At 32.5% G+C, this 13314-nt stretch carries 15 protein-coding genes; 8 read left to right on the top strand and 7 right to left on the bottom strand.

The genetic code is table 11. From position 1 onward, the window contains the following. Nucleotides 1-28 precede the first annotated feature (28 nt). Complete coding sequence (locus ACXHHC_RS10005; RefSeq protein ID WP_458226233.1) at nucleotides 29-1606, bottom strand: Ig-like domain-containing protein; 1578 nt, start codon at nucleotides 1604-1606, stop codon at nucleotides 29-31. A 38-nt stretch (nucleotides 1607-1644) separates the two neighbouring features. Continuing rightward, nucleotides 1645-2331, bottom strand: coding sequence for a ComF family protein (locus ACXHHC_RS10000; protein ID WP_458226232.1), 687 nt, complete (start codon nucleotides 2329-2331; stop codon nucleotides 1645-1647). Nucleotides 2332-2394: 63 nt separating this feature from the next. Here ACXHHC_RS10000 and ACXHHC_RS09995 point away from each other — a divergent pair, with 63 nt between their 5' ends. Together ACXHHC_RS09995 and ACXHHC_RS09990 are read left to right on the top strand one after the other, a co-directional pair. Then, the gene (locus tag ACXHHC_RS09995; RefSeq protein WP_458226231.1) at nucleotides 2395-3306 is read left to right on the top strand and encodes a hypothetical protein; all 912 of its coding nucleotides are present in this window, start codon (nucleotides 2395-2397) and stop codon (nucleotides 3304-3306) included. A gap of 63 nt (nucleotides 3307-3369) precedes the next feature. Next, nucleotides 3370-4914, top strand: a complete 1545-nt coding sequence (locus ACXHHC_RS09990; protein ID WP_458226230.1) for a glycine--tRNA ligase — start codon at nucleotides 3370-3372, stop codon at nucleotides 4912-4914. A 76-nt stretch (nucleotides 4915-4990) separates the two neighbouring features. Here ACXHHC_RS09990 and ACXHHC_RS09985 read toward each other — a convergent pair whose 3' ends face one another. Together ACXHHC_RS09985 and ACXHHC_RS09980 are read right to left on the bottom strand one after the other, a co-directional pair. After that, a complete protein-coding gene (locus ACXHHC_RS09985; RefSeq protein ID WP_458229246.1) occupies nucleotides 4991-5821 on the bottom strand; it encodes an IS3 family transposase in 831 nt (276 codons plus the stop codon). A 2-nt stretch (nucleotides 5822-5823) separates the two neighbouring features. Continuing rightward, complete coding sequence (locus ACXHHC_RS09980) at nucleotides 5824-6333, bottom strand: transposase (protein ID WP_458226229.1); 510 nt, start codon at nucleotides 6331-6333, stop codon at nucleotides 5824-5826. Between the two features lie 154 nt (nucleotides 6334-6487). On the opposite strand from ACXHHC_RS09980, the gene ACXHHC_RS09975 reads away from it, so the two are divergent. Beyond that, nucleotides 6488-7315, top strand: a complete 828-nt coding sequence (locus ACXHHC_RS09975) for a 3-keto-disaccharide hydrolase (RefSeq protein WP_458226228.1) — start codon at nucleotides 6488-6490, stop codon at nucleotides 7313-7315. Nucleotides 7316-7387: 72 nt separating this feature from the next. On the opposite strand, the gene ACXHHC_RS09970 is transcribed toward ACXHHC_RS09975, so the two are convergent. From ACXHHC_RS09970 to ACXHHC_RS09960, 3 genes are all read right to left on the bottom strand, one after another. Beyond that, on the bottom strand, nucleotides 7388-9625 hold the full coding sequence (locus ACXHHC_RS09970) for a polyribonucleotide nucleotidyltransferase (RefSeq protein ID WP_458226227.1): 2238 nt from the start codon (nucleotides 9623-9625) through the stop codon (nucleotides 7388-7390). Nucleotides 9626-9835: 210 nt separating this feature from the next. Beyond that, nucleotides 9836-10105, bottom strand: a complete 270-nt coding sequence (rpsO, locus tag ACXHHC_RS09965; RefSeq protein WP_458226226.1) for a 30S ribosomal protein S15 — start codon at nucleotides 10103-10105, stop codon at nucleotides 9836-9838. Nucleotides 10106-10207: 102 nt separating this feature from the next. Beyond that, nucleotides 10208-10861 carry an XRE family transcriptional regulator gene (locus ACXHHC_RS09960; protein WP_458226225.1) on the bottom strand — a complete coding sequence of 218 codons (654 nt, stop codon included), beginning with the start codon at nucleotides 10859-10861 and terminating at the stop codon, nucleotides 10208-10210. A gap of 172 nt (nucleotides 10862-11033) precedes the next feature. On the opposite strand from ACXHHC_RS09960, the gene ACXHHC_RS09955 reads away from it, so the two are divergent. The 5 genes from ACXHHC_RS09955 to ACXHHC_RS09935 all read left to right on the top strand — a co-directional run bounded on the left by ACXHHC_RS09955 (nucleotide 11034) and on the right by ACXHHC_RS09935 (nucleotide 13280). After that, entirely contained in the window at nucleotides 11034-11297 is a 264-nt protein-coding gene (locus ACXHHC_RS09955) for a hypothetical protein (protein WP_458226224.1), read from the top strand. Nucleotides 11298-11336: 39 nt separating this feature from the next. Then, on the top strand, nucleotides 11337-11528 hold the full coding sequence (locus ACXHHC_RS09950) for a hypothetical protein (protein WP_458226223.1): 192 nt from the start codon (nucleotides 11337-11339) through the stop codon (nucleotides 11526-11528). A 225-nt stretch (nucleotides 11529-11753) separates the two neighbouring features. Next, the gene (locus ACXHHC_RS09945) at nucleotides 11754-12305 is read left to right on the top strand and encodes an N-acetylmuramoyl-L-alanine amidase (RefSeq protein ID WP_458226222.1); all 552 of its coding nucleotides are present in this window, start codon (nucleotides 11754-11756) and stop codon (nucleotides 12303-12305) included. Then, nucleotides 12302-12760, top strand: coding sequence for a hypothetical protein (locus ACXHHC_RS09940; RefSeq protein ID WP_458226221.1), 459 nt, complete (start codon nucleotides 12302-12304; stop codon nucleotides 12758-12760). The genes ACXHHC_RS09945 and ACXHHC_RS09940 overlap by 4 nt, the downstream gene beginning before the upstream one ends. A gap of 7 nt (nucleotides 12761-12767) precedes the next feature. Beyond that, a complete protein-coding gene (locus ACXHHC_RS09935) occupies nucleotides 12768-13280 on the top strand; it encodes a phage holin family protein (RefSeq protein WP_458226220.1) in 513 nt (170 codons plus the stop codon). Nucleotides 13281-13314 lie beyond the last annotated feature (34 nt).

Below are 13314 nucleotides of genomic sequence, written 5' to 3'. Positions count from 1 at the left end.
GTGTTTGTCTAAAAACTAAGTATGTTTATTACTCAACCGTAATGTTCTCGTTAATTTCAGAGTTGGCTCTCAGAGTAATCTCTTTTTTAAAGTTAAATACTTCTTCTGGTTGAATTCTTTCTGCAAAATTACCGTTGTCAAACACTTTGTTGTCGTTTACATCTTTAACAATTCGAACTTTATATTTTTCTGGAACTAAATTTCTAAAAGAGACTTTTCCAGAACTGTGAATCATTTTAGTGATTTTATTCTTTTGAGAATTTAGCAGTTCAACGATTAAGTTTATTTCTTTTGGATTCTTAATGTGTAAAATAATTTCTCCATATTCTTCAATATCCTGAATTGAAAAGGTAATGTTTTTAGGATGGCTATTAAATCCTAAGAAGTCTGTAAAAGCTTGTTCTTTTAGTTTTAAGGAATAGCTGGTTTTGCGTTTTCTCTTAAAGTCAATAGTTAACTGATGGCTTTCGGGCTTATTTAGAATGTTGAAATCTATTGGAATTGAATCGTTTTCTAATAATAAAATACTGTCTTTGTTGTAAAAATCAACAGGTATCTTGGTGGTTAATGTAAGCGAATCTCTAGGGTGTAAATAACCACTAATGTTTGATGAAATAGAAATAGAATCTTTCTTTAATTTTCTAGGAATAAGCTTAAAATGTTCTTTTAGCGTATCTAAATCAACATATAGATGAACAGTGTCTTTTGGGATTTCTTTAAACCAAATATATAAAGAGTCTTTTTCTGCTTCTTTACTAACAAAGAAACTATCTACATGTATTCCTTCTAAGTTTATTTTTGGAGTTTTAGCTCCGTTATATCCCAAAAGAATTTGATTACCAATAGCCTGACTAGGTCTAAAAATTTTAGGGTCTTTGTCTTCTTTAAATAGTATAAAATTAATAGAATCTATTTTAGAATTTAAGTAGATAGAATCGTTTAAGAAACCAATTCTTTCTACCCCTTTGTCGTATTTGTAATTATGATTTAAATCTTCTAAAGCAATTAGGTTGTATGTTGCTTCTGATAAATTTTCAAGACTGTAAAAATTCGTTTTTAAAGTGTTTGTTAGGTAGTCTGGAGTGTAGTTTCCTATAAGCGTATCGTGAGCATTTTTATATCCCATTACACTTATTTCTTCTACATCTTTGTCTACTAATGGATCGTAAATATGACCATTAACACTTAAAGAATCTAACATTTCTCCGGTGCTAAACACGTACGAGAATCTACCCAATTCATTTTTTTCGTTATTGTCTACAATACTGTTCCCAAAATTAATGGTGTAGGTTGTGTTTGGTTTTAATTCCTCTAAAAATTCAATCGTAATTTTTTTAGAAGCATCGGACAATGGTCTAATTTCTGGTTTTTTCTCCATAGGAGGAGAAATTATCAATTGCTGACTTAAATTGTCAAAACGAATGTATTCATCAAAAAGAATGGTTATTTTCTTTTTGTTAAACAGCGTAGTCTTGTTTAAAGGTTCTGCAAAGGCCATTACAGGAGGAATACTATCTTTAGGTCCTCCATCGGGACTTCCAATTCTAGCACAACTAGCCAGTTTTAAGGCTATTATACTAAGGCTTATTATTAGAATTTTTTTCATCATAACTGGGTTACAAAGAAACAGTTTTTTTATGATAATCAGGCTACGCAAGCAATGGTAATGATAGAGATGTTTACGGAGTATTCTTTTTGAATGGCTTTGCAACAAGCGGTTAAAGTTGCTCCTGTGGTTATCACATCGTCAATCAATAAAATATGGCGATTCTCAAGATTATGTTTTCTGTTTACTTTAAAAGACTGTTGAACACTTTTATATCTTTCTTCTTTGCTTTGTTTGGTCTGCGATTTATTGTTGTTTGTTTTTATGAGACCGTCTTTTACAAACGGAACATTAAAAGAGTTGGCAAGTGTTGTGCCAAAAAGCTCAATTTGATTGTAACCTCGTTTTTGTTCTTTTTTAATATGGAGAGGCACAGGTATAATAATGTCGATAGAGTTAAAAAAGGCTTTGTCTTTTAACTGTTCTATAAATAAAACAGCAGCATCTTGGCCAAAAAGTTGAGCTCCTTGGTACTTTAGTTCTTTAAGTAAGGTTTGAATAGGGGAACCTTTATGGTAGTAGTATAAAAAAGCAGCACTTTTAATGGTAATTCTACCCCAGAACAATTTGTGTATGGCATTGTTCTTAAAATTATCAAACTGAAAATATTCAAGAGCCTGATTGCAATCCAAACATAAATATTGCTGATGAGTGTTGATAATAGCCTTACAATGTAGGCATCTTTTGGGCATAAAAAGGTCTCTTAAATCTTTAAGATAATTCATAGCTTTTATGTTAAAAATAAACAATATTTTTAACAGCAATCTATACTACTAAACTTTAAAAATATGAAGAACACTAAAATAGTATTAATAGTAGTTTTATTACTTGTTATTGGAGGGATGGTTTTTTACATCACTAAAATAGGAGATGAGAATAAAGCATTTAAAGAAGATATTCTTAAGGAAAAACAAACCTTACAAACGGAGCTGGATATTGCAATTCAAGATTTAAATACAAGTCAGGAGCAAAACATTGCCATTACCAAAGATTTTATAGAAGCAAACGATCGTTTGTTAGAAATTCGTTCTAAACTAAGAAAGTCTAAAGATGAAATAGAGGTGCTAAAACAGAAGGTTGCAAGTAATGAAACCAATAGTTTTAAAGAATTACAAGAGGTTAAGAATACCTTGTTACAAGTAAAGCTTAATAACAGAATGTTGTTTAGAAGTCTGGATTCTATTAAAATGTTAAACGATAGTTTAATGGTAGAGATTGCGGTAACCAAATCGGAATTAAATACAGAAAAACTAAATAGTAAGGAACTAAAATTTAAACTTTCTGAAGCGACCAAAGTACAGATTGCAGACGTACAGGTGTTTGCAGTACAACAAAAGAAAGATGGTGAAGTTAAGGTGACTAAAAAGCGTAAAAAAGTAAACGGAATTCAGGTTAAATACAACGTGTTAAACAACAAAGCATTAAAAAATGTAGAGTGTGATATTTTTTATGTTTTAAAGAATCCTGATGGTTTGGTTTTAGGAGCAAATGGAGACTTTGTTTGCGATGGGGTAAATATGAAGTTTACAGATGGAACACGCTTGGTTTTGGATGGAAATACCATGCTTACTACAGATATTATCTCATTAGACAATTTAACCTTAGAAAAAGGAAGTTATACAATAGATTTTTACAGCGTAGACGGGTTGTTAGCAAGTCAGTCTTTTGAATTAAAAAATAGCTTTTTAGGAGTTTTTTAAGTTAATTTCACAGTTTTTATTACAGACATAACATATTAGAAAAAGCTTTTATATTTTTGCGGCATGGCAAATCAAGAAGATCAATTTAAAAAGGTATTATCTCACGCTAAAGAGTACGGATACGTATTCCAGTCTAGTGAGATATATGATGGGTTAAGTGCAGTTTACGATTATGCACAAAACGGAGTAGAATTAAAGAAGAACTTACGTGAGTACTGGTGGAAAGCAATGGTTCAAATGAACGATAATATTGTTGGTTTAGATGCTGCAATTTTTATGCATCCAACAACATGGAAAGCTTCTGGTCACGTAGATGCTTTTAACGATCCTTTAATAGATAATAAAGACTCTAAGAAAAGATATAGAGCCGATGTCTTAATTGAAGATTTTGCTGAAAAGTTTGAAGATAAAGTAGAAAAGGAAGTTAAAAAAGCGGCAAAGCGTTTTGGTGACTCTTTTGATAAAGAACAATTTTTAAGCACCAACCCAAGAGTTTTAGAATACAGAGCTAAGAAAGAAGCCATTTTAGAAAGAATGGGTAAGTCTTTAGAGGCAGAAGATTTAGTAGATGTAAAAGCTCAGATAGAAGAGTTGGGTATTGCTTGTCCTTTGTCTGGTTCTAAAAACTGGACAGATGTAAAGCAGTTTAACTTAATGTTTGGAACAAAGTTAGGGGCTTCTGCAGAACATGCTACAGATTTATACTTAAGACCAGAAACAGCACAAGGTATTTTTGTGAATTTCTTAAATGTGCAAAAAACAGGAAGAATGAAAATTCCTTTTGGAATTGCTCAAACAGGTAAAGCTTTCCGTAACGAAATTGTTGCTCGTCAGTTTATTTTCCGTCAGCGTGAATTTGAACAAATGGAAATGCAATTCTTTGTACGTCCTGGTACTCAGAAAGAGTGGTATGACACTTGGAAAGAGTCTCGTTTAAAATGGCATTTATCGTTAGGATTAGGAATGGAAAACTACCGTTTTCACGATCATGATAAATTAGCACACTATGCAGATGCAGCAGCAGATATCGAGTTTAAATTCCCTTTTGGATTTAAAGAATTAGAAGGTATTCACTCTCGTACAGATTTCGATTTAAAGGCACATCAAGAACATTCTGGAAAGAAAATTCAGTATTTTGATAACGAAATTAACGAAAGTTATACACCGTATGTAGTGGAAACTTCTGTAGGATTAGATAGGTTATTCTTAGCTGTTTTCTCTAATTCGTTAAAAGAAGAAACTTTAGAAGATGGAAGTACAAGAACTGTTTTAGGTTTACCGGCAGTAGTTGCTCCAAACAAAGCGGCAATATTACCGTTGGTTAAAAAAGATGGATTGCCAGAAATTGCAAAAGAGATTTTTGACAACTTAAAGTTCGACTTTAATGTAGCGTACGATGAGAAAGATGCTATTGGTAAACGTTACCGTCGTCAGGATGCTAACGGAACACCTTTCTGTATTGCTGTAGACTACGAAACAAAAGACGATAATATGGTAACCATTCGTCATAGAGATACCATGGAGCAAAAACGTGTAAAGATTTCTGAATTAAAATCTATTATTGATGCAGAAGTTAACATGGGAGTTTGGTTGAATAAAGCAAAGTAGTCTTTAATTAAAAGGCTTTAATATAAAAAAGGGAATGCAATTTTGGACTAGCCCCCAAAAGTTGGACGGTTAAAAATTACTTATAGAATTGAGCTCGATACTTTATCGGGCTCATTCCATTTAAAATCGATGAGATTCTCTTCTCATTATAATAGCTAATATATTCTTTAATTTCCTTTTCCAGTTGATTAATTGAGTTCCATTTTTTAAGGTAAAATAGTTCTGATTTCAAAGTTCCAAAGAAGTTCTCAATAATAGCATTATCTAAACAATTTCCTTTTCTAGACATACTTTGAATGATATTGTTTTTTTTCAATAAAGTCTGATATCTCTTCATTTGATATTGCCACCCTTGGTCAGAATGCAGTAAGGTTTTATTAAGCTTATGCTTTTTAAAAGCTTTGTCAAGCATGGTTGTTATTTGTTTGAAGTTAGGGCTTCTAGAGATATGATAACTTATAATTTCTCTGTTATATAAGTCTATAATTGGTGATAAATATAGTTTTTCACCCAGAACTTTAAATTCTGTAATATCTGTAGCCCACTTTTGATTAGGTTTTAATGCCTTAAAATTTCGTTGGAGAATATTAGGAGCTATTTTTCCCTGACTCCCTCTATAAGAACGATATTTTTTTATTCTGACTAGAGACTTTAACTTCATCGATTTCATTAGTCTAAATACTGTCTTATGATTGATCATTATTCCTTGATTATTTAACTCTAAGGTGATCCTTCTATAACCATATCTTCCTTTGTTTTGATGATAAATCTTAGTAATTAACTTTTTAATAAGTTCATATTTGTCAGGCTCTCTACTTTTTTGCAAATGATAATAAAAGCTACTTCTAGCCATATTCGCATGCTTTAACAATAGTGATAAATCATGTTTATGCCTTAACCCATCTATGGCTATTGCTTTTTCTCTCTGGTTTGAGCTAAGGCATGTAACTTTTTTAGCAAATCAAGTTCTGCTTTTAAAGATTGATTCTCTTTTAAAAGTTCTTCTTCTTTAGTTAATGGTTTAGATTTACTTCTTGTATGTTTAGTCTTCATACCAATAGGTCTACCTTTAGGCTTATCTTGTAGACCCTCCAAACCTAAAGAATTATAGCGTACCCTCCAATTATGTATTACAGAATCTCCTCCGATATTAAAAATTAAACTAGCTTCAGCCATAGAGAGATTGTCTCTATCTATAGTCTGTAATACATTTAGTTTAAAAGATGGAGAGTAATGCTTTGTTTGTTTTGGTAATAATCCTTGTAGACCATCTTTCTCATATTGCTGACACCAACGGTAAACAATAGAATGATGAAGCTTTAATTCTTTACAAATACTAATAACCGATTGATGTTCTTTAAAAAACAACAAAACACATTTACGTTTAAATTCAAATGTGTACTTTACTTTTCTAGACATAAAAATACCCCCAAATTGTGTCTAACATTTTGGGGGCACTCTAATTTTGCATTCCCTTTTTTTGTTCCAGGTTGTTTTCTTTTTTTCATTGATGAAAATTAAACAGGTATTAATTAGAAACTCCTAATTTTAGTAAGTCATAAAAACGAAGATAATGAAAGTTACTATTGGGAAAATCCTTTTGATCTGCTTAATTAGTATGAGTGCTAACGCTCAGAAATGGGAAAATTTATTAGATGAAAACTTAAGTAAATGGGAAGTTTGGACAGGAGTTCCTCATAAAAGTGTAAAAAATTTACCAGATGGAGTTAAAGGAGTAAATAATGTAATGAAAGAAGGAAAGCCTATAGGTTTAGGTGATCCGATGGGAATCTATAAAGTAGAAAAGGATAAAAAAGGAAATCCGGTAATTCACATTTCAGGTGAAATTTATGCAGGATTAACAACTTTAAAATCTTATAAAGATTACCATTTGACTTTATGGGTAAAATGGGGAGAGAAAAAATGGGCACCTAGATTAGATAAGAAAAGGGATAATGGATTATTGTATCATTGTTTTGGTAATCATGGTTCTTTTTGGAAGGTGTGGATGAGTTGTTTAGAGTTACAAATACAAGAAGGTGATATGGGAGATTTATATGCTTTAGCAGGTGCAAAGGCTAAAGTTCGCTATGATGAAACCAATCATTGGGATCCAGAAGGAAAAGAAAAAGTAGGTACCACTAAAAGATCAATAGATGCGGAAAAGGAACATGGAGCGTGGAATAAAATTGATTTGTATGTTTTGGGGGATAAAGCTATACATGTAGTAAATGGTACAGTGGTTTTAGCGTTAACGGATGCAAAAAAGAAAGATGGTACAATTTTAGATTCTGGTAAAATTCAGATTCAATCAGAAGGAGCTGAGTGTTTTGTAAAAGATGTAAAAATCAAAACAATTAAGAAATTTCCTAAAAAAATTAGAAAGAAAGCGAAGTTTTAAAACTTTAAAAATACAGCATAAAAAAGCCGATTAGAATTTCTAATCGGCTTTAATTTTTTGGTAAAAGAAATACTATTCAGATTTCTTTTCTTCTCTAGGTTTTCTATTATCGTTTCTACGATTGTCTCTACCTCTGTTATTATCACGTCCACCACGATCGTTGTTTTCTCTTGGTGGTCTAGGTTTGTATCCTTCTGGCTTAGGTAATAAAGCTTTTCTAGAAACTTTCTCTTTACGAGTTTTAGGGTCTGTACCAAAGTATTTTACTTCAAATTCATCACCCATGTTAATTACATCAGTAACATTTTCTGTACGTTCCCAAGCTATTTCACTAACGTGTAATAATACTTCGTTTCCTGGAGCTTCTAAGTATTCTACTACAGCACCAAAGTCTAACAACTTAATTACTTTTACTTTGTATGTTTCACCTTTTTCTGGTTTAAACAACATAGCGTCTATATTTGCTAATACAGCTTCTATTCCTTCAGAACCAGTACCTAAGATCTCAACAATTCCTTCTTCTGTAACAGGGTCTTCGTTAATAACAATAGTACATCCTGTTTGCTTTTGCAATTCTTGAATGTTTTTACCTCCAGGTCCAATTAATGCACCAATATAGTCGTTAGGAATAACTCTAGTAACCATTTTAGGAGAGTGAGATTTAACGTCTGCATTAGGAGTTTCAATTACCTCTGTAATTTTTCCTAAGATATGTAAACGTCCTTCACGAGCTTGTTTTAATGCATTCACTAAAATCTCGTAAGACAATCCTTTTACTTTAATATCCATCTGACAGGCAGTAATACCATCTGCAGTACCAGTTACTTTAAAGTCCATATCTCCTAAGTGATCTTCATCACCTAAAATATCAGACAATACAGCGTAACGATCACCATCAGAAATTAATCCCATTGCAATACCAGAAACTGGCTTTGTAATTTGAACCCCAGCATCCATCATTGCCATAGTACCTGCACAAACAGTTGCCATAGAAGAAGAACCGTTAGATTCTAATACTTCAGAAACAACACGTACAGTATAAGGACAGTCCGCAGGAACCATTCCTTTTAAAGCTCTTTGTGCTAAGTTTCCGTGTCCAACCTCTCTACGAGAAGTACCTCTTAAAGGTCTAGCTTCTCCAGTACAGAATGGAGGGAAGTTATAGTGTAAGTAAAAACGCTCTTCACCTTCATGTGTTGGAGAATCAATAATATTAGCATCTCTAGAAGTACCTAAAGTTACTGTTGCTAATGCTTGCGTTTCACCACGAGTAAAGATAGAAGATCCATGAGTAGATGGTAAGTAATCTACTTCTCCCCAGATAGGTCTAATTTCTGTAGTCTTACGACCGTCTAAACGTAAACCTTCTGCCAACGTTAATTCACGAACCGCTTCTTTTTGAGCTTTGTTGTAGTATTTACCAACTAAGTCTCCGTATTCCTCTAATTCTTCTTCTGTAAAAGCAGCAATTACTTCTTCTTTTACTTGTGCAAAAGCTTCTGTTCTTTCTACTTTAGAAGTACCTTTAGATGCAATAGCGTAACATTTGTCGTATGTTAATGAATGAATTTTAGCAGCTAATTCTTCGTTTTCTTCAGCTTCAGCATATTCACGAGTTTCTTTCTTTCCAAATGCTTCTGCTAATTTTACCTGAGCAGCACATTGTACTTTAATAGCTTCGTGAGCAAACTTAATTGCATCTGCCATTTCCTCTTCAGAAATTTCATCCATTTCACCTTCTACCATCATAACAGAATCTGCAGAAGCTCCAATCATCATATCGATGTCAGATTCAGCCAATTGTGCTCTAGTAGGGTTGATAACAAATTCTCCATCAATTCTAGCTACACGAGCTTCAGAAATTGGAGTTTCAAAAGGAATGTCAGATAATTGAATAGCAGCAGATGCTCCTAATCCAGCTAATGCATCTGGCATAACTTCTGGGTCATGAGACATTAATTGAATCATTACCTGAGTTTCTGCGTGGTAATCTTTAGGGAATAAAGGACGTAAAACACGGTCAATTAAACGCATTGTTAAAATTTCGTCGTCACTTGGTCTAGCTTCTCTTTTAAAGAAACCTCCAGGATACTTACCAGCAGCAGCAAATTTTTCACGGTAATCTACCGTTAATGGTAAAAAGTCTACGTCAGATTGTTTGTAGTTAGAAACTACAGTACATAATAACATAGCTTTTCCCATTTGCACAACAACGCTACCATGAGCTTGTTTTGCTAATTTTCCAGTTTCGATAGATACGGTTCTCCCGTCTCCTAATTCGATAACTTCTTTAAATACCTTAGGTATCATAAATAATTTTTTTTTGTGTTGGTCTAAATAAGAAATACCAACGGTTATTGTTTAACAAAAATGTTGTGTTGTTGTAGGGCTTTTGTTAACAATGGACTCAGAACATAATCTGGTTTCTATGTTTAGCTAACTATAAATCAGCTTTTTGCAAAGTGTCTAAAATAAAAAAAAGAGGCGATTAAGCCTCTCTTTATGATAGAATATTTTGAATTATTTTCTTAATCCTAATTCTTTAACAATTGCACGGTAACGTAAAATGTCTACTTTAGTTAAGTAGTCTAATAAAGATCTACGCTTACCAACTAATTTTACTAATGAACGTTGTGTGTTAAAGTCTTTTCTGTTTTCTTTTAAGTGCTCTGTTAAGTCTGCAATTCTTTTAGTGAATAATGCAATTTGAGCTTCTGTAGAACCTGTGTCTGTTGCTGATTTTCCGTGCTTAGCGAAAATTGCAGCTTTTTCTTCTTTTGTAATTGACATGCTAATATTTATGTAAATGATTATTATGCAGATTCCCACCTTGAGAATCGGACGGCAAATATAAGCTAAATATTTGAATCTAAAATGTTTTGAAACAAATATTTAAAGTACGCTTACTCTCCCGGTACTTTCCTCTTTGTTTACAGATCCTAAAACAATATGTATGCTAATAATGTCTTTTTTGTTAATTACAATAGGTTGATGTACCAATCTATCGTCAGGGTAGCGTTCTTCGTTAGTACTATAGCAAATAATGTGTTCTGGATCGAACTCGGCAACTCTTTTGGTAATTCTACGTTCTCTAGTTTCCACTACATAATTACGTCCCCAAATGATTTCGTTAATGTTATTGATTTTTTTAATAACCAAAACACATCCACTAATGTATTCAGACATACTATCTCCATAGTGTCGTATAGCAGCTGTGGCATCTTTAAACCAATCTCCTGCATCTACAGTTAATGCAGATGTAATTGCTTGCGAATGGTCGTTGTAGGTAGATTCTTGAGTTCCGCCTATGGTTTCTACGTTTTCGTAAAAGGGAATTTTATTGTTGTTAGTGTCTGGCACTTCTTCACCAATCAGTTCTAGAATATTTACTTTCAATACAGTTGCAATTTTTTGCAACTTGTTAAAAGGGATATCGGTATTTCCTTGTTCGTAGTTAATAAATGTACGTTTGTTAATACCCGTTTGTTCAGATATTTCATTTTGAGTAAGGTTTTTTCTTTCTCTTAACTCTTTTATTTTCAGCATAGTCTTTTTTTTATTGAAAAAATAATTCTGTAAGTTGAAATATTTTTCACTAAAAATGTATATTTGTTACATGTAGGTGAAAAACTTGTGTTCAAATATAGAAAAAATATGCAAATAGAGTGCATGTCTTAGTTCTAAATTTGAAATCTCAAATAAAAGAAACCTTATTTAAATGGAAAGAAATGAAATTATTAGAAAGAGAATTGCAGCGTTAAGAGATGCGATAGCCTATAGTAGATGTGAGCATCGTATTATGAGTCTTGGAGAAGGGATTCTATGCAATCAAGAAGTGGCGGCTTGGTACAGTGTTTTAAGTGAATTAGAGGAGAGACCTAGTTATATTGTCTCTGATGAGATTCAAGAAAAAGTGAAAGAAATTAATGTAATAATAGAAAAAAACAAATGGCAAAGACCTGTAGAATTATATGTTTTGTAGGTTAAAAATGAAAGAGAATAACATCAAAATAAAATAATTATGGCAAGAAAATCAGAATTAGTAGAGAAAAGAAACAAGGCAATAAAAAAACGTTTTTCACAACTGGAAAGACAAAATTACAGATGGAAATACGATGCATTGTTAGAAGCAGTATCCGAAGAGTTTTTTTTAGCTCCAAGAACAATAAAGGCAATCGTAAATGAAGAATCTATGTATAGAGTTTCTGCATAATACATCATAAAGTAAGAGCTTAAAAAAAACACCTCAAGAAATTGAGGTGTTTTTTTTGGTTTTAATTAGAGGCAGATGTAAAGAAAATACAAGTATTGTATAGATGTTGACAATGAATGGTGGAAAGATTGCAAGGGTTGATAATCAGTTTTATAAATATCTTTTTTAGTCTCAATTTTGTACTCGGATGTGAGTAGTAATCATCGATTATCTAAAAAAAAGAAAATGAAAAAAATAGCAATTATTATTGGTCATAGGAGTGAAGCTCAAGGAGCTTATTCTCCTTATTTATTAGAAAACGAGTACACTTGGAATAAGACGGTAGCTTCTTATTTGTCTCATATAGCAGATGTATACGAACGACCAAATACAGATATGGTTTCCGAGGGAGCTAGGATTGTAGAGTTAGTGAATGATGTGAATAAGCATGAATATGATTTGGTGCTGTCTTTACATTTTAATGCATTTTCTGATTCAAAAGCAAATGGGGTAACCGCTTTGTACTGTGAAGGGAATGAGTTTACAAAAGAATTCTGTGAAGATTATGTTGGATTTATTTCAACAAAGTTCGAGACGAAAGCAAGATCGTTGATATCCATAAAGAATAAGTATCAAAACGGAGGTTTGTTGCTCCAGAAATTAAAAGCTCCAGCGGTTTTATTAGAGCCTTTTTTTGGAACTAATAAAGAAGCTTTACAGTTTTTAGGTCAGGAGAGAGCTTATGCTTTTTGTTTGGAGATTTTAATCAATTACCATTTAAGTCAACAAGTCTCATGAAAAGATTCCAAATTGGGTGTTTGTTGTTATTGATTGTAGCAGCATGTAAGCCTTTAAAAATAATGCCTTTTCAAGAAAGAGTTGTTAAAATAAAAGATACCGTTTATTCAACCTTTAAAGTGATAGATACTTTAAAAGTTATAAGAAATTCAGACACAACTAGGGTGGAATTGCCCGTCCACAAAGTAACAAGCAAGCCTATTGTAAAAAAGTCGAAACATGCGACTTTAAAAATTCAGAAGGTGGATGGGCAATTAAAAATTGAATGTATTGCAGATGAATTAAGGGAGGTGATTGAAATTCAAAAAGAAACGATTAATCACTACCGAGAATTGTATGAAAAAGAACATGAAAAAACGGTTGTTGAGCAAACTAAAATCCCAAGTTGGGTAAAGCCTTTCTTTTGGATTGGCTTGGGAGTTATAGCGGTAACCGTTGTAAAATTGATGAAGTAAAAAAGTTATGAAAACATTAGATTTTATAGTGCAAGCTTTTGGCTTTGCAGGAATAGAAAATTTTAAATTATCCACATTTGGATTTATGTCACATAAAATAGTGAGTCTGTCTATGCTGGTAGCAGTAATTAAGTCGTTTTTTGGTGTAAACCATGCCTTTGTGTTTGCTTATGTTGCCCTTATTATTTTTGAGTGGTTTACCGGGGTAATGGCTTCTTTAAAAAGAGGTGAAAAGCACGAAAGTAGGAAGTTGGGAAGGATGATTTTAAAATTAGCGGTATACTGTGTGCCTATTGCAATTTTAAACACTTTTAGCAAGCATTCGCAATTTCCAAGTGTTAACGGTTACGAGTTAGATCCTTTTTTGTGGCTCTATTGGACAGTTTTACTGGTAGTAATATGGCAGTTAACGGTTTCTTTATTAGAGAATTTAGAAAGCTTAGGTTTTAAGTGGGCAAAATTGCTATTAAGAATATTAAATAAAAGATTTTACAAACAGTTTGATATAGATAACAACTAAATCATACTTGATAGTTGAGAGCTGCTGTGTAAAA

Source organism: Wenyingzhuangia sp. IMCC45574, assembly GCF_054182685.1.
The sequence above is the reverse complement of the archived record's forward strand: the minus strand, read 5'-3'. Positions and strand labels throughout refer to the sequence as shown.